This window comes from Pseudomonadota bacterium (genome assembly GCA_039818985.1).
Classification (GTDB): Bacteria; Pseudomonadota; Alphaproteobacteria; order Sphingomonadales; family Sphingomonadaceae; genus Alterisphingorhabdus.
Map to the genome: position 1 here is coordinate 2,202,038 of JBCBSU010000001.1, position 15,639 is coordinate 2,217,676.

At 60.1% G+C, this 15,639-nt stretch carries 17 protein-coding genes; 16 read left to right on the forward strand and 1 reads right to left on the reverse strand.

The annotated features are described in order from the left end of the window. The first annotated feature begins 5 nt into the window (after positions 1 to 5). From fliF to AAFX04_10590, 16 genes are all read left to right on the forward strand, one after another. Complete coding sequence (fliF, locus tag AAFX04_10515; GenBank protein MEO1045862.1) at positions 6 to 1,763, forward strand: flagellar basal-body MS-ring/collar protein FliF; 1,758 nt, start codon at positions 6 to 8, stop codon at positions 1,761 to 1,763. Beyond that, positions 1,756 to 2,808 (forward strand): FliG C-terminal domain-containing protein, encoded by a 1,053-nt coding sequence (locus AAFX04_10520; protein ID MEO1045863.1) that lies wholly within the window; start codon positions 1,756 to 1,758, stop codon positions 2,806 to 2,808. The genes fliF and AAFX04_10520 overlap by 8 nt, the downstream gene beginning before the upstream one ends. Beyond that, complete coding sequence (locus tag AAFX04_10525; GenBank protein MEO1045864.1) at positions 2,801 to 3,457, forward strand: hypothetical protein; 657 nt, start codon at positions 2,801 to 2,803, stop codon at positions 3,455 to 3,457. Before AAFX04_10520 ends, AAFX04_10525 begins: the two co-directional genes overlap by 8 nt. After that, the gene (locus tag AAFX04_10530) at positions 3,454 to 4,815 is read left to right on the forward strand and encodes a FliI/YscN family ATPase (protein MEO1045865.1); all 1,362 of its coding nucleotides are present in this window, start codon (positions 3,454 to 3,456) and stop codon (positions 4,813 to 4,815) included. The genes AAFX04_10525 and AAFX04_10530 overlap by 4 nt, the downstream gene beginning before the upstream one ends. Further along, the gene (locus AAFX04_10535; protein MEO1045866.1) at positions 4,812 to 5,234 is read left to right on the forward strand and encodes a hypothetical protein; all 423 of its coding nucleotides are present in this window, start codon (positions 4,812 to 4,814) and stop codon (positions 5,232 to 5,234) included. The genes AAFX04_10530 and AAFX04_10535 overlap by 4 nt, the downstream gene beginning before the upstream one ends. Before the next feature lie 74 nt (positions 5,235 to 5,308). Next, positions 5,309 to 6,838, forward strand: coding sequence for a flagellar hook-length control protein FliK (locus tag AAFX04_10540; GenBank protein ID MEO1045867.1), 1,530 nt, complete (start codon positions 5,309 to 5,311; stop codon positions 6,836 to 6,838). Between the two features lie 42 nt (positions 6,839 to 6,880). Further along, positions 6,881 to 7,429, forward strand: coding sequence for a flagellar basal body-associated FliL family protein (locus tag AAFX04_10545; GenBank protein MEO1045868.1), 549 nt, complete (start codon positions 6,881 to 6,883; stop codon positions 7,427 to 7,429). Between the two features lie 22 nt (positions 7,430 to 7,451). Next, positions 7,452 to 8,363, forward strand: a complete 912-nt coding sequence (locus AAFX04_10550; protein ID MEO1045869.1) for a FliM/FliN family flagellar motor switch protein — start codon at positions 7,452 to 7,454, stop codon at positions 8,361 to 8,363. A 4-nt stretch (positions 8,364 to 8,367) separates the two neighbouring features. Next, on the forward strand, positions 8,368 to 8,733 hold the full coding sequence (gene fliN / locus AAFX04_10555) for a flagellar motor switch protein FliN (protein ID MEO1045870.1): 366 nt from the start codon (positions 8,368 to 8,370) through the stop codon (positions 8,731 to 8,733). Next, on the forward strand, positions 8,730 to 9,107 hold the full coding sequence (locus AAFX04_10560) for a flagellar biosynthetic protein FliO (protein ID MEO1045871.1): 378 nt from the start codon (positions 8,730 to 8,732) through the stop codon (positions 9,105 to 9,107). The genes fliN and AAFX04_10560 overlap by 4 nt, the downstream gene beginning before the upstream one ends. A gap of 6 nt (positions 9,108 to 9,113) precedes the next feature. Then, positions 9,114 to 9,881, forward strand: coding sequence for a flagellar type III secretion system pore protein FliP (gene fliP / locus AAFX04_10565; protein MEO1045872.1), 768 nt, complete (start codon positions 9,114 to 9,116; stop codon positions 9,879 to 9,881). Between the two features lie 14 nt (positions 9,882 to 9,895). Continuing rightward, positions 9,896 to 10,168 (forward strand): flagellar biosynthetic protein FliQ, encoded by a 273-nt coding sequence (locus tag AAFX04_10570; protein ID MEO1045873.1) that lies wholly within the window; start codon positions 9,896 to 9,898, stop codon positions 10,166 to 10,168. Further along, positions 10,165 to 10,953 carry a flagellar biosynthetic protein FliR gene (gene fliR / locus AAFX04_10575; GenBank protein ID MEO1045874.1) on the forward strand — a complete coding sequence of 263 codons (789 nt, stop codon included), beginning with the start codon at positions 10,165 to 10,167 and terminating at the stop codon, positions 10,951 to 10,953. The genes AAFX04_10570 and fliR overlap by 4 nt, the downstream gene beginning before the upstream one ends. After that, positions 10,950 to 12,089, forward strand: coding sequence for a flagellar type III secretion system protein FlhB (locus tag AAFX04_10580; GenBank protein ID MEO1045875.1), 1,140 nt, complete (start codon positions 10,950 to 10,952; stop codon positions 12,087 to 12,089). The genes fliR and AAFX04_10580 overlap by 4 nt, the downstream gene beginning before the upstream one ends. Positions 12,090 to 12,139: 50 nt before the next feature. Further along, the gene (fliD, locus tag AAFX04_10585) at positions 12,140 to 13,546 is read left to right on the forward strand and encodes a flagellar filament capping protein FliD (protein ID MEO1045876.1); all 1,407 of its coding nucleotides are present in this window, start codon (positions 12,140 to 12,142) and stop codon (positions 13,544 to 13,546) included. Positions 13,547 to 13,578: 32 nt separating this feature from the next. Next, positions 13,579 to 13,992: a flagellar protein FliS gene (locus AAFX04_10590; protein ID MEO1045877.1), complete on the forward strand. Its 414-nt coding sequence runs from the start codon at positions 13,579 to 13,581 to the stop codon at positions 13,990 to 13,992. A 67-nt stretch (positions 13,993 to 14,059) separates the two neighbouring features. On the opposite strand, the gene AAFX04_10595 is transcribed toward AAFX04_10590, so the two are convergent. After that, positions 14,060 to 15,208 carry a sigma-54 dependent transcriptional regulator gene (locus AAFX04_10595; protein MEO1045878.1) on the reverse strand — a complete coding sequence of 383 codons (1,149 nt, stop codon included), beginning with the start codon at positions 15,206 to 15,208 and terminating at the stop codon, positions 14,060 to 14,062. Between the last annotated feature and the right edge of the window lie 431 nt (positions 15,209 to 15,639).

The following is a 15,639-nucleotide window of genomic DNA, read 5'->3' on the forward strand; positions in this document are numbered from 1 at the left end:
CTATCATGGCCAACCAGATCATTCCCGCCGGCGGTGAAGCCGGAGACACATCCGCCCTTGCAGTGACATCGCCGCAGGCCGGTACGCCGCTGCGCGGCAGCCCAGGCCTGGGGTCCGGTTCATTTCTCGACCGGATCAACGCCTTGAGAGCGCAGCCCGCCATCGCCCGCTCATTGCCGCTTATCGGTATTATCGGCGTGCTCGGTCTTGCCGCATTTGCCTGGCTGGCGCTGCGCGAACCGCCGCAGCGCGACCTGTTCCGCGGACTGCCCGAAAATGACAAGGCCGCGGTCGCAGCAGCGCTGGAATCGTCGAACATCATGTACCAGATTGATGACTCCACCGGCGCTTTGACCGTATCCGAGGATGATTATCATACCGCCAAGATGCGGCTCGCCGCTCAGGGACTGCCGCGCAGCGCGCCCGATGGCGACAGTATCGTCTCGAGCATGCCAATGGGTGCCAGCCGTGCCGTTGAAGGCGAGAAGCTGCGTACTGCGCGCGAACTCGATCTGGCGCGGAGCATCGAGGCGATTGACTCAGTTCTATCGGCGCGGGTCCATCTCGCGGTCGAACCGCCCAGCATCTTTATCCGCGACCGCCGCACGCCGGCTGCCTCTGTGGTGCTGCAGCTTGTCCCCGGCAGCAGTCTCGGCCAGCCCCAGGTCAAGGCCATCACCCATCTGGTTGCCAGTTCTGTCGCCGGACTGACTGCAGAAAATGTCTCGCTGGTCGACCAGAATGGCAGGCTCCTCTCTTCCGACGGCGAGGACAGTGCCTTTTCGGAGACCGAGCACCAGCTCAAAGTGCGCGAACGGATCGAGGAACGCTATCGCCGTTCGCTTGCTGCGTTGCTGACCCCGATGGTGGGTGCCGACAATTTTGTCGCCGAGGTTTCGGCAGAAGTCGATTTCACCCAGCGCCAGGCCACCAGCGAAACTTTCCCCGCCGATGAAGCCCGTGTCCGCAGCGAACAGCGCAGCCTGACCACCGATGAAGGCGCCGTCACCCCGGTCGGCATCCCCGGTGCCATTGCCGAAGAACCGCCGGCCGATGGAGAACTGGGCGAAACCATCGATCCGCCTGCGGAAGAAGGCGCTGCCGCCGTGGGCAGTAATCGGCGCGAAGAACAGGTGACCCGCAGCTTCGAACTTGGTCGCCAGGTATCGGTGACACGCGATGCGGTCGGTCAGGTGACCCGCCTGTCGGTTGCGGTCGCCGTACGCGGTCCGGACGGTAAGACGCTGGCACAGGAAGACCTTGCCGAGATCGAGAACCTGGTCAAAGGCGCTATCGGTTTTGATCAGGCGCGGGGCGACCAGGTTGCGGTATCGACACGTGACTTCATGGACATCGCCGAGATCGAGACGCCCTGGTATGAAGCCGGATGGGTATCGATATTGGCGCGCAATCTCTCCGCGCTGCTGGTTGCACTGGTTCTGATCTTCGGCATTGGCCGTCCGCTGCTGCGCAAGGCCGGCATTTTTGGCGGCAAGGACAAGGCCAAGGGTGAGGAGGGCGCGTCGCCCGACGTCGCAGCAACTGCACCCGCGCCGATGCTCGGCGCTGCGCCTGCGGCACAGCTGGCAAGCCAGCCACAGGCCGAACCGGTGACCATCGATATGATTACCGCAGCGCAAAGCTATCAGGAACGCGCACTGCTGATCCAGAATTTCGTCAAGCAGAACCCGGAACATGCCGCTCTGGTGGTCCGCGACCTGCTGCGTAGCGACACAGCAGCAAAGGATGCAGCCAATGTCTGAAGCAGCCAGCGCAATCGACAATGAAGCCCAGGAAGAGGCAGCCCTCGAACCGGGCATCAGCGATCCGCAGGCGGCGGCAATATTGATGCTGCTGTTTTCGGAAGATGCAGCGGCCGATGTGATCGCCGAACTGGAACCGGACGAAGTCCGCCATATCAGCGACATCATGTACAGCGTTGCCAATGTCGGCGGCGAGGATATCAACAATGTGCTTGACCTGTTCATCGAACGCGCCCGCCACCGCACCACAGTGGGATATAAGGCGGACAGCCATATTGAAGGCGTCCTGAAGCGCGCCTTTGGCGAGCAGCAGGCAGAAACCATGATCAGCCGCATCGCTCCGGTGACGGCTGTCGACACGCTCAAGCCGCTGAAATGGATGGAGCCCGGCGATATTGCCGCGATGGTCAGGGAAGAGCCACCACAGGTGGCGGCGCTGGTGCTGTCTTTCGTGCGTACCGACAATGCCGCAGAGGTTCTGGGCCTGCTGCCCGAGGAAAAGCGTGATGAGATTGTCTATCGCCTAGCAACTCTGGGTGAAGTCAGTCAGGACGCGATCGACATGATCGAGGATCTGCTCACCAGCTTCCAGTCGCCCGGCAGCGGCAAACCCACAGCCACCAAGAGCAATGATTCCTCGGATATCGCAGCAATCATGAACGGTCTCGACAAGAAGGACAGCCAGCGGCTGCTCAAGGCACTGGCAAAGCGCGACCGCATTCTGGCCAGCGCAATCGAGGACGAGATGTTCACCTTTGCCGACCTCGCCGTGCTCGATATCAAGAGCATCGGTACCGTCGTCCGCTCGGTCGATAACAGCCTGCTGGTCCCGGCACTCAAAGGTGCCGATGATACACTGCGCGAACGCATACTCGGCTCTATGTCGACCCGCGCGGCACAGTCGCTCAACGACGAAATGGAAGAATCGGGTCCGCTGGCGATGGACGAGGTCAAGGCGGCGCAAAAGGCAATCGCCGCTGCGGCCAAGAAGCTGGCCGACAAGGGCGATATTCTGATCGATCGCGGAGGTGGCAATTATGTCTGAAGGCCAGGCCGATGACGGCTTCCGGCAATGGCGTGTCGAACCGCATAATTTTCAGCCTATCTGGTCGGACCGTGACGGTGATGCCTTTCATCCCGGCAACAACCCCTCTCCAGCCGGCACTGCAGCTATGGGCGAAGCCGATAGCGGCCCGTCGGCAGCCGAACAGGAACAGCAACTTTTGCAGCGACAGATCAACGAGGCTTATCAGCGCGGCTTTGACGAAGGGCAGAAGGTTTCGGCCCAGGCCAATGCCGAACTGACCGAAATCTCACAAAAGCTGCATGAGTCGATCGGCACGCTGAAACCGGTCCTGTCCGACCAGCTGTGTGAAGCCATCATCCTCGCCATATCGGCTCTGCTCGAACGCACCGCCAGCTTTGCGGTGCCCGATGCCGATCTGCTGCGTCAGCGCTGCGAAGCCCTGGCCCGGGTTGCGCATCGCGAACTCAGCAAGGCGCAGCTGTTCGTCCACCCCGAGGACCGGGTGCTGATAGGCGAGACCGATATCGGCCTGCCATTGGTCGACGACCCGCAGATGATGCGGGGTACGCTGCGCATCGCGCATGATGACGGGTTTATCGAACAGGGCACCCAGCCGGTGCTCGATGAACTCGCCGCAATGCTTGACGAGCTGGAGCTGACCCGATGATTGCTGCCCAGGCAGAGGCTTTGAGCCAATTCACCGATCGTATCGCACAGATCAGCACCGGGCCGCGCGCCATCGGCAAGCTGGTGGCGCATGATGGCGGTATGCTGGAAGTGACCGGATTCAACTATCCCATTGGTTTCGGGGGCAATTTACGCACGGCCGATGGCCACAGAATTACCGCCGAGATTGCCGGTTTCCGCGGATCGCGGGCGATGATGATTCCGCTGGAAAGCGATGCTGCGCTAAAAAACGGTACGCGCGTCGAACCCAATATGCAGTCCAGCCTTGCCGCTGTCGGCGATACGCTGCTGTCGCGCGTTATCGGCCCTATGGGCGAACCGCTGGACCGCCGCGGACCGATCATCACCAATGACCACTGGCCGTTAATGGGCAAGCGTGACAATGTGCTCAATCGCAGCGGCGTCACCAAACCGATCGATCTGGGCGTACGCGCCATCAATGCGCTGCTGACCGCCGGTTATGGCCAGCGCATCGCCATTGCCGCCGGCTCCGGCGTTGGTAAATCGGTGCTGATCGGGCAGATACTCGACAATGCCGATGCTGATGTCATCGTTGTTGGCCTGATCGGTGAGCGCGGACGCGAAGTCAGCGATTTCGTCGCAACCCGGATGACCGGACCGGTACGCGACAAGATCGTCACCGTCGCCGTGCCTGCCGACCATTCCCCGATCTTGCGCTTGCGCGCGGCGCATCGCGCCACCGCCATCGCCGAATATTTTCGCAGCCAGGGCAAAAGGGTGCTGCTGGTGATCGACAGCCTGACCCGGATCGCCCATGCCCAACGCGAAATCGGCCTGGCGCTTGGCGAACCGCCGACGATGAAAGGCTATCCGCCATCCTCTTTGGCGCTGATCCCGAAGCTGATCGAGCGCGCCGGCAATGACCATGCCAGTGGCGGCTCGATCACCGCACTCTATACCGTACTCGCCGATGGCGGTGATATGGACGACCCGATTGTCGATACCGCACGCGCAATTGTCGACGGGCATATCATCCTGTCACGCACATTGTCGGAACAGGGCGTGTTCCCTGCCATTGATATCGGGCAATCGCTGAGCCGGGTCGCCAATGACATCATCACTGAAGAACAACGCATGGCGCAGACCAATTATCGGCGCATCTGGTCTGCCTATGAAGAGAATCGCGACCTGCTGCTAATGGGTGCCTATCGCGCCGGCAGCGACAGCGATATTGACGAGGCGGTGGCACGGCGCCCGGATCTGCTCGATTTCATCCGCCAGCGACCGGATGAGGCGGTTTCGATGCAGGACAGTGTTGCTGCGCTGACCCGGAGTTTCGGCGCGGTGGCGCAACCCGATCATGAGGTCATCGCGTGACCGGGCGCCGTGCCAGTCGCAAGCGGATACTGGATGTCCGCGAAAAACAGATGCGCGTGGCCATGGGGCATGCCGCTGTGGCGCAACATCACGAGGCCGAACTGACCAGCAACCGCGACCGGCTGCGCCTGCTCTGCGCCTCGACCTATGAGACGCTGGACTGCGACACGGGCCACAGCCTGCACGCCCAGATGGAGTTGGGCCAAAGGCTGCTGCGTGCCGAAGACGCACTGCACACGGCGCTGGATACCGCCCGGCAAAAGCTTGCCGAGGCAGAGCGGCAAAGAACTGCCGCCCGTGTCGATCGCGAAGCGGCACAGAAGCTGATGGCGAAGGCAGAACGCGAAAGCGAGGATGCAGAAATCCGCAAACAGGCAATGATGCCGCGGCATCGGCGCACGCCAAACAGTGATCTATAAGCTTTCTTAACCATCATTGTGCCGTAAAACCTGCCACCTGAAAGAGTTGGCACGGTTCCTGCTTAATTTTGTGCATGGAACTTGCAAATCTCTTTCTCGCAAAAGCGCCAGACGCCGCGCCGTCGAAAACGCTGCGCGTCGATGCCGCCAAGCCCTTCTCTATCGACGGGATATTCACCGACACCGTCGCAGATGATGCCACAGCCGATACCATCGCAGAGAACGGCAAACGCGAAACCGATGCGCTCATCACCAATGAAACCCACAATAATCGCGGCAAAGTGCCAAGCCTTCCCCAGCAGCAGGATATTGGTGACGAGCTGCAGGAAGACGTGCTGGCCATGGCCTTCCTGCCGGTCACCAATCCAGCGCCAGTTGTCAGCAACAGCAGCGCTCTGCCAACCGGATCAGCCATCGGTTCCGCCGAGAGCGTGCCCCTCCCCACGCGCATCGACCTGATGACAGTGATCGCTGAACGGGGCACCGCGACCGCCGCACAGGACAACCGCGCAGAACTGGACAACAGTCCAGCCAAGGCCAGCATCGATAATGCCGACGCAGCGGTTGAGGCGATGCCCCCGTCCGCCAAAAGCGGCGCTATTGAGACCGCTGCGAAACCGGCAAAAGCCGTCATGGCCGACAGCGCAATGCCCAGCATTGCACAGCCTGCCGCGCTGGCAACGGCAACGGCCATAACCACACAGAACCTTGCCCAGCAGACCGTCGCGACACAGAGCGTTGCCGCACAGGGCGTCAATCCCGTCATTATCCCGATCACTGGCGATGCCAGCCGCATCCAGCGGCAGCCAACCACCAGCCGCGATGGCAGCGGCAGGATCAAGCCGACGGACATCGTTTCGGCCGCACCCGCAACAGCACCTGCCAAAGCACCTGTGCAGAGCGGCAATATCCTGATCAAACCCGACCCCGAAACGGACATTCAGACACCCGATATGGTCCAATCGGAATCGGAACCGCAGCCGCAATCCGAAATTACCGCCGATAATGGCGCTGAATTCTCTGTCCCGCGTAACAGCGTGGCATCCCATACACCCCATGCGCCGGTGCCTGCTGCACCTTTCACCCTGCCTGGCTCGCAGCCTATAGGCACCGGCGCCACCCCTGCGGACAACAGCCCGGCACCTTTGCCTCAGGCCACTACGCCCGTGGCCCTTGACAGCCAGTTTGCCGATCGCATCGCCCGTGAGATTGCGATGATCAGCAAAACCGCGCAGGGCATATCGCTGCAGGTAACACCGGAGCGACTGGGCACCATCAATATCGAAATCATGCCCGGCGATAATGGCGACACTGTGCGCCTCACCGCCGAAGATGCGGAAGTACGCCAGATCATTCTCCAGACGCAGAGCCGCATCGAACAGGATATGCGCCAGTCGGGTCAGAAGATCGCCAGCTTCGAGGTTGCCGGGGACGGTGTCTCAAACAGCTCCGGACAGCGTCAGGATGACGCCCAGCGCGAAGCCGCACAACAGGGTCGCGCGCATCAACCGCAACCACCCTATGGCACTGCAACCGGTGACACGACCGCAACGCAAGCTGGCAGGGACAGCGTCGGCAATGACAGTCGGATACGCTACGCCTGATCATTAAAAATTCAACGTTATCAATAGCTTTGGAGATATTTCGTGGCTGATGAAGAGAATAGCGAAGAGACGCCGAAAAAGGGCGGCAAGATGAAGAAAATCATCATGCTGCTACTCGGCACGGCGCTGGTCGGTGGTGGCAGTGCGGCGGGTGGCTTTTACATCGCTGGTGGCATGAATCCGCAGCAGGAAGCGAAGCCGGACCTTCCCAAGCTGGTGCTTAAAGACGGCACGCATGTCGAGGCCAAGCCCGGCGCAACACCTGATGCCCGCGACTTTCAGGTCACTTACCACCAGATGGAAAAGGCGTTCACCACCAACCTGCTGGGTGGCGGCTTTGCCCAGGCGGAAATGGCGATATCGACACCATATGACGACCGCGTAATCGAGGCGATCAAGGAACATGACATCGCCATACGTTCGGCCATTGTCATGCAGCTTGCCTCGGGCGATTCCGCAGCATTGCAGACCCAGGCCGGAAAGCAGGCCATGGCAACCCAGCTGAAGGAAACGATCAACGAAACGCTGCGCGGCAAGACAGGCTTTGGCGGCGTCGATGAAGTCTATTTCACCAAATTCGTCGTGCAATAAGCTCCGGAAAGCAGCAACCATCATGGCCGCAAAAAAGACCAGAGAAAAAGCCAAGACCACAAAGCCGGTCAAGCACAGCTTTGTCACCCATGATCGCACCCAGATCGACGTGCAGCCAATGCTCAAGCGCGTCGTCCGCCCGATGCGCAAGACGCTCGCTGCCGCGATGGCAACGCTGGGTGCCGGCAAGCTGATCGTAGAGGCCGGTGATGTCTATTCCAGCACCAGCGCCGAATGGTTTGACGGTGCAGCGGAGCCATGTGCCTACAGCCTTTATCAGCTGGCCCCGGTCAAGGGCGCGGCAGTATTGCGCCTCGATGCCGATCTGGTGGCCGCTCTGGTCGATACCTTTTTCGGCGGTGCCATTGCCCGGCCAACGCGCGAGATCAGTGAATTTTCGCGCACCGAATTACGGCTGATCCACCGACTGGCCGACATTTTCTCGCAGGAACTTGGCAAGAGCTGGGCCGCCCAGGGCGCATTTCGCTGCTCGATGGCGGGTATCTGCACCGATCCGGAAGATGCCCAGACCGCCGCACCGACTGCGGTGATGATTATCCAGCCCCTGGTGCTTGTCTATGGCGAGGAGATCCGCTTCACCGTGGAGATTGCCTATCCGCTGGACATGGCGCAATCGGCCAAGGAAATCGCCACTCCGGTGCAATCGGACAATGACGCGGCGGATCGCGATCCGGTCTGGGACCGCGCGCTCGCCAGCAGCCTGAACAATGTCCACCTGCCGGTGCGCAGCGTATTGGCCCGGCCGGAAATGACCCTGCCCGAACTCGCGCAGCTCAAAGCCGGCGACACCATCCCCATTCCTCCTGCCCGCAACCTACCCCTGCTGATCGGCGACAAGATTTTCGCCCGCGGCAGCATGGGTGAGCAGAACGGGATGGCCGCATTCCGCATAGACCAAATCGAAAAAGGATAAACCGATGAGTGATATGAAAGAAGCGCCCCAGCTGGGCGGAGCCGATCTGCAGGCCGCCGTGGCCGCCAATGTCGTGCAGGGGCTCGATAACGAGGCCAGCAACCACTACCGGTTTCTCGCCGATATTCCGGTTCGCCTGTCCGTCGAAGTCGGTCAGGTCACGATGTCGCTGTCCGAGATCATGGATCTGGAAGAAGGCGCGGTTGTCGAACTGGGACGTCCGGCCAACGAGCTGCTCGATATCAAGGTCAATGGTGCACTGGTCGCCAAGGGCGAAATCATCAATGTCGATGGCCGTTTCGCCATCCGCGTCGCCGAGGTCGTCACCCAGCAATCGGCTGGCGGCAAGATCGAGCGGCGCGCATCATGACCTATTATATTCTCAAGCTGGTAATCATGCTGCCGATCATGGCGGCGATGATCTACGGCGCGCTGTGGCTGTATCGCAAATATCAGCCCGGGATGCTGACCGGTGTGCAGCAAAAGCGCGGCCTTAAACTGGTCGAGACCCTGCCCATGGGCACTTCGGGCAAGCTCGCCATTGTCGAATTTGCTGGACAGAAAATCCTGCTCTCGGCCAGCCGTGGCGGGATCCAGCATATCGCCACCGCCGAGGCCGATGCAGAAACCCTGGATGCCATCGCGGACGATGCTGAAACGGGTAGCCTCGGCCCTGCCGCAGGCCTGCCTTTCCAGAATCTCATGCAGCGCGCGCTCGAAGGCGCCCGCAACAAACAGGCCTGAACCAGTATGCGCATAGTCTGCATCATCATAACCATCGTCGCGGCGACGCTGTTCGCGATCGAACCCGCCTTCGCCCAGACCGGTGATGTCGGGGCTTCAGAGGCACTGGGCAAGGCGCTCGACGATGTTGCCGGAGACGGCAAGCCACTGACGCTGTCGCTGCAGATCCTCATCCTGATGAGCCTGCTGACGATCCTGCCGTCGCTGCTGCTGATGATGACCAGCTTCACCCGCATATTGATCGTATTGTCGATCCTGCGCCAGGCACTGGGCCTGCAACAGACACCGCCCAATCAGGTGCTGATCGGTCTGTCGCTGTTCCTGTCGCTGTTCGTGATGGCGCCGACATTTTCCGAGATCAACACCCGTGCGGTCGAGCCCTATGGCGAAGAAGAGGTCAGTCTCGACCAGGCAATCGAGATTTCCGGTGAGGTCTTTCACAAATTCATGGTCAAGCAGACCCGCGAAACCGATATCAAGCTGTTCATGGACCTGGCCGAGGAAGACGGTTTTTCCAGCGCCGAGGACATTCCTTTCTCGATCCTGCTGCCGGCCTTTGTCACCAGCGAGCTGAAAACCGCGTTCCAGATCGGTTTCATGATCTACCTGCCGTTCCTGATCATCGACCTGGTCGTCGCCTCGACCCTGATGGCGCTCGGCATGATGATGCTGTCGCCCACGATCATCTCGATGCCGTTCAAGCTGTTGCTGTTCGTGCTGGTCGATGGCTGGGCCCTGACCATGGGCTCGCTGGCCGGATCGTTCGTGACCTGAAGCGGAGCATAATCATGGAACAGACGGATTTCTTCATCGGCATTGCGCAACAGACATTGTGGGTCACCGCGCTGGCGGCGGCTCCGCTGCTGATCCCGGCGCTGGCCGTGGGCATATTGCTCGGCATGGTCCAGGCGGCAACGTCGATCAACGAAGCAACGCTCAGCTTCGTCCCCAAGCTGATTGTCGTGGCGGTGATGCTGGCGCTTTTCGGCGGTTCGATCATCTATCTGATCGCCGATTTCACCATCGAAACCTTCAACCGGATACCGGACCTGCTGCAATGATCGCCCCCGCCTATGCCGGTGTCGAGGAGCAGCTGTGGATGTGGTTGATGGCCATGATCCGGCCCGGCGCAGCGATGCTGATCGCGCCGGTTTTCGGTGCCGGTTCGGTGCCGCTTCAGCTGCGCATCATATTGTCGCTGATGATCGGCGTTGCCGCCACCAGCGGCGCCGGTGTCAGCATACCCACCGATACGCTGGTCAGCTTTTCCGGTGTGATGTTCATCATCGCCGAGGTGCTGGCCGGCCTCGCCATGGGGTTTGCGCTGCAGGTCGGCTATGCGGCCGCCTTTGTCGCGGGTGAGACGCTGAGCAACGCCATGGGTCTGGGCTTTGCCTCGATGAACGACCCGCAGACCGGAGTATCGACCCCGGTCGTTGGCCAGTTTCTCTCAATCATTGCAACATTGCTGTTGCTGGCGATGGACGGGCATCTGATGCTGATCGCGATCATCGTCCATAGCTATGAGACGCTGCCGCCGGGCAATGCCTTTCTCAGCCTTGCCGCAATTGAAGGGATTATCGGCTTTGGCGGATCGCTATTTGCCATGGGTCTGCTGATTGCGCTCCCTGTCGGTGCCGCGCTGATTCTGGTGCAGCTGGTGATGGCGATGCTGGCGCGTTCGGCTCCGGCGATGAACCTGTTTGCCGTCGGCCTGCCGGTCGCGGTGCTGTCCGGACTGGTGCTGCTGGCGGCGACCGCACCGGTGATGGCGGAAACCCTCATCGAAGCCCTGACCGGTGGCCTTGAGCAATCGGAAATGGTTGTAACGCGAGGACGATCATGAGCCAGTCCCCTGGCGGCGGTGAAAAGACCGAAGCGCCAACCCCTAAGAAACGCAAGGACAGCGCCAAAAAAGGCCAGGTACTGCAATCGCGCGAGCTGGGCACGGCGATGGTCATCATGGTCGGCGCGCTGGTGCTATGGGTCTTTGGCAACGCCCTGATCGCGGCTTCGGGAGACATGGTGCGCGCGGCCCTGCGCTTCGACAATCGCGATATTGTCGCATTTGACATGGGCGGCCGCACATTGACCCTGCTGACCCCCTTGCTGCTGCCCTTTGGTGGATTGTTTGCGATGCTGATGCTGGCGGCAATCGCCACCCCGGCCCTACTCGGCTCGGCCGGCTTTCGCTGGGCGGCTGTCAAGCCCAAGCCATCAAAAATGAACCCGCTGTCAGGGATCAAGCGCATGTTCGGCACCCATGGCCTGATCGAACTGGGCAAGTCGCTGGCGAAGGTCACCTTGCTGGGTGCCATCGGCGCCATGGTGATCATGACCTATCTGCCGGAAATGGCGGAACTGGGCCATGGCGATGTGGCGGGCAATCTGATTGCCTATGGTCGCCTGTTCAATATCACTCTGCTGGCCATGGCCGGTGCGCTGGCGGTGATCGCGATGATCGACGTCCCGGCACAAATCTATCAGCACACGAAAAAGCTGAAAATGACCAAGCAGGAGGTCAAGGACGAGCATAAGGAAACCGAGGGTTCTCCCGAGCTCAAACAGGCGATCCGCCAGCGCCAGCAGGAAGTGATGAGCGGGTCGGTGCGCAAGGGCGTCGAGGAGGCGACCGTGCTGCTGGTCAACCCCACCCATTTTGCCGTCGCCCTGCGCTATGACCAGGAAAATGACGCCGCGCCGGTAGTGCTGGCCCGCGGTCGCGACGGCATCGCCCAGGCGATGCGCCGCCTCGCCGAGGAAAAGGACGTGCCGGTGATGCGCTACCCCGATCTGACCCGCGCCATCTATTTCACCTCCCGGGCCGGAGAGATGGTCGATGAGCGGCTGTATCTCGCCGTCGCGACATTGCTGGCGTTTATCTACCGGCTGGATGCGAAAATGGCTTCGCGCGCCGACCGACCGAAAATCAGCGTACCCGATGGCATGCACTATGACAGCAAGGGTGAACAAAATGGCTAAACAACCAGGCAAATGCGCCGTTACTTCTCCCGAAGAAAGGGCAGCAGAACATGTTTGACAGTCTATCAGGCCTTATTGGCGGGCAAACCGGTGTCAATTCGGCGCAGCTGGTACGCGATCTCGTGCAGGTCACGCGCGAGCCGCGCGAAGCCCAGATTCTGCAGCGCCAGGAACTGAACAGCGCCCGCATTTCGGCCATGGCCTCGGCCTCGTCATCGCTCAGCACCTTTGCCGAAGCGCTCGACACGCTGCTCGATGGCCGCCGCTTTTCGGGTGATCTGATATCGAGCAACGCCACCATTGCCACGGTCGGCTTTATCGAGGGCCAGACGCCACAGGGCCTGCCGGTCACTGTCGAAGTCGACCAGCTCGCCTCCGAACAGCGCACGGTTTCGCGCGTTTTTGCCGATACCGACGCCGCTGTCGGTGAAGGTACGCTGACGCTCGGCACCAGCGGCGGCAGTTTCGATGTCGTTATCGATTCCAGCAACAACAGCCTTGCCGGCCTGCGCGATGCGATCAACGACGCCAATAGCGGTGTCAGCGCCACGATATTGACCGACGTCAATGGTGCCCGGCTTGTCCTCGCCGGCGCAGAAGGTGCCGATGAAAGCTTCACCATCACGACGCCACCCACGCCGTTGCTGGGTACGCCCAGCACGCTGAACGACTTCGCCTATCCGCCGGGTGCCGATGGCGGCATGACCGCGGTATCGACGGCGCAGAACAGCCGTATCTTCGTCGATGGTGTTGAGCTCAACCTCAGCAGCAACAGCGTCGACAATGCGATTACCGGCGTCCAGCTTAACCTGCTGGCCGCCGCACCCGGCGAGCCGATCACGATCAGCGGCGATCGCCCGGCCTCGGGCGTGCGCGATCTCGTTGTCGAATTTGTCGAAGCCTATAATGACCTGCGCGAAGGGCTGAACGATGCTACGCGCCCCGGACTTGACGGTGCCAGTGGCGGCCCATTGGCCGGCAACTCGGCCATTCGCGACATGGTGCGTCGGCTGGGCGCGATGAGCTCGACGCTGCTCGCTTCCGAAGGACAATATCGCACCCTTGCCGATATCGGCGTCCGGACAAATAATGACGGCACACTGAGTATTGACGATGCCCGACTCGACGCTGTGCTCGAGGATGATCTCGATGCAATCAGCGCCATGCTCGACCCGATTAATCCCAATGAAAACAATCCCGGCCTCGCCGGAGTGATGAATGACGTGCGTGATTCGCTTCAGGGTGAAGACGGTCCGTTAACCTTGGCACAGGAACGTTTTAACGCGATTTCTGAGGACCTTAGGGAGATGTTAACCGAACTTGATGATGATATCGACCGCTATCGGGCCCAACTCGAACGCACTTTCGCCAATATGGACCGGCAACTCGCCGTCCTCCGATCTACACAAAGTTACCTCGATCAACAAATATCTATCTGGAATGATTCCGAAAACTGACATAAAGACTGCAAAATCTTGGAGAACGCACCGTGACGTTTCGCAAGCGCCCGAACGGCTACACTAAAAGCTATCTGGATACTCAGGCCAGCCGTGTCGAAGGTGCCAGCCCGCATGAACTGGTATCGATTATGTTCGAAGAGCTGCTTTTGCAGCTCGACACTTCAATTAAGCACACAGAACGCGGCGACAATCCGGCCATGCTGGAAGCGAAGTCGCGCGCGGCGGCGATCGTCAATGCACTTGATGAGAGCCTGGATTTCGAACGTGGCGGTGATACCGCAGTGGCGCTCGGCGTAGTATATCGCCAGGCAGCGGAAAGAATTGCCAAGGCAAATGGTCCCGCAGCGAAAGATATTTTGCAATCCGTGCATGAAATGGTTTCGGAAATTTACGCGGCCTGGAAGGATATCGGCAAGGCCTCAGGCGGCAAAAGTCCGTCTTGACGCATTGCGTGTATCTTTAACGATACATCCCCGCTAATTTCCCTGATCATCCGTACCTTTGCTTCGCTCAGGCAGCCAGACGGTTGTCGCGTACGATATTGTAGCGTTTCATTTTTTCGACAAAGGTTGTCCGCTCCAGCTTCAACAGCCGGGCCGCAGCGGCAACCACACCATTGGTCTGCTCCAATGCCATGGTCAGCAAGCGGCGTTCCTCCCGCTGCAGATGCGCCTTGAGCGAGAAGGCCTCCGGTATCGCATCCTCGGGACCCGATATCGCCACTACAGAGGCTTCAGCAGCGGGTTCAGCCTCAACCGTCACCGGTGCCGGTTCGGCAGAGGCACCACAGCCGGCATCCATGGCAAAACTTTCCCGTATCGCATCCACCATTTCGTGCACCGGGTTCCTGACGGCCGGGGTAATCTGGGCCGTCTGACACTTTGGCACTGCATACATCAGCTTCTGCAGCTGTTCAGCGCCAATCCATCCCTGAGGGTAGACGATCTTCGCGCGCAACACGACATTGCGCAGTTCGCGCACATTGCCTGGCCAGTCATGGTCCATCAGCATCTGCAGCGCATCCTTGGTAAAGCAGGCCCTGCCCTGATCGCCGTTTTTATCGCGCAGAAAATGCCGGACCAGCGGTTCGACATCCTCGCGTCGCTCTTTCAACGCCGGCATATGCAGCGGCAGCACGCACAGACGATAATAAAGGTCCTCGCGAAATGCACCATGGGCGATCTGGTCTTCGAGCGACTGGTGCGTCGCTGCAATCATGCGGACATCGACCGCAATGTCGCTGCTGCCGCCGACACGGCGTACCTTGCCGTCCTCGAGAATGCGCAGCAACCGCACCTGCATATCCGGCGCCATTTCGCCAATTTCATCGAGGAAAAGCGTGCCGTTATGCGCCCGTTCGAAATGTCCCATATGGCGGCCGGTGGCGCCGGTAAAGCTGCCTTTCTCATAGCCGAAGAACTCGGCTTCCATAAGCTCTTTGGGAACCGCACCGCTGTTCACCGCGACAAAGGACTGGTCGCGACGCGGCGACACCCGGTGCAGTGTATTGGCCACCACTTCCTTACCGCTACCCGAAGGCCCGGTAATCAGGACCGAAGCACTGGTCGCAGCGGCGAATTTCAGAAAGCAGCGGACTTCATGAATTGCCTGGCTGCTGCCGATAATGGCCTTGTCGATGATCAGATCACTCTGTTTCATGCTTTCCCCTGTGGCATTTTGCCCCGTACCGCGCTGCCCCGCATCATTGTGTCCTCATGTCACAACGCCTGCCGGGCACGTGCTGGAATGAGTTAAGAGGATCATGGTAAACAAGAAGTTAATTTTCGTGCCGAGAGCCCCTGCACGATGGCAAGAGTGCGGGCAGCTCTCGTGACAGGAAAGTTTTTTATTATTATAAATCAATATGGTAACTGCGTCATCAACCAGGAATAGCTGGCGTCAAAAAATTGACCCTTTCGTGCCGAAAACAGCGTGAAGCAGCATGGTGCAATAACAATTACTGAAAATGTTAACGCCGCTAAGCGTCAGAGATTGGGCACCGGAGCAATGATCCAGGCGCTGCAACAACCAATGCCATTGCGTCCATTACCATTGACGCCATCGGCCTGACTGTCGCGTCAGGTTTACAG

Excerpts from the sequence above, each read along its gene's own strand:
- fliP (MEO1045872.1), top strand. The coding sequence starts at position 9,114 with ATGCGCATAGTCTGCATCATCATAACCATCGTCGCGGCGACGCTGTTC.
- fliR (MEO1045874.1), top strand. The coding sequence starts at position 10,165 with ATGATCGCCCCCGCCTATGCCGGTGTCGAGGAGCAGCTGTGGATGTGG.
- AAFX04_10520 (MEO1045863.1), top strand. The coding sequence starts at position 1,756 with ATGTCTGAAGCAGCCAGCGCAATCGACAATGAAGCCCAGGAAGAGGCA.
- AAFX04_10570 (MEO1045873.1), top strand. The coding sequence starts at position 9,896 with ATGGAACAGACGGATTTCTTCATCGGCATTGCGCAACAGACATTGTGG.
- AAFX04_10530 (MEO1045865.1), top strand. The coding sequence starts at position 3,454 with ATGATTGCTGCCCAGGCAGAGGCTTTGAGCCAATTCACCGATCGTATC.
- AAFX04_10595 (MEO1045878.1), bottom strand. The coding sequence starts at position 15,208 with ATGAAACAGAGTGATCTGATCATCGACAAGGCCATTATCGGCAGCAGC.
- AAFX04_10580 (MEO1045875.1), top strand. The coding sequence starts at position 10,950 with ATGAGCCAGTCCCCTGGCGGCGGTGAAAAGACCGAAGCGCCAACCCCT.
- AAFX04_10550 (MEO1045869.1), top strand. The coding sequence starts at position 7,452 with ATGGCCGCAAAAAAGACCAGAGAAAAAGCCAAGACCACAAAGCCGGTC.
- fliN (MEO1045870.1), top strand. The coding sequence starts at position 8,368 with ATGAGTGATATGAAAGAAGCGCCCCAGCTGGGCGGAGCCGATCTGCAG.
- AAFX04_10525 (MEO1045864.1), top strand. The coding sequence starts at position 2,801 with ATGTCTGAAGGCCAGGCCGATGACGGCTTCCGGCAATGGCGTGTCGAA.
- AAFX04_10560 (MEO1045871.1), top strand. The coding sequence starts at position 8,730 with ATGACCTATTATATTCTCAAGCTGGTAATCATGCTGCCGATCATGGCG.
- fliD (MEO1045876.1), top strand. The coding sequence starts at position 12,140 with ATGTTTGACAGTCTATCAGGCCTTATTGGCGGGCAAACCGGTGTCAAT.
- AAFX04_10540 (MEO1045867.1), top strand. The coding sequence starts at position 5,309 with ATGGAACTTGCAAATCTCTTTCTCGCAAAAGCGCCAGACGCCGCGCCG.
- fliF (MEO1045862.1), top strand. The coding sequence starts at position 6 with ATGGCCAACCAGATCATTCCCGCCGGCGGTGAAGCCGGAGACACATCC.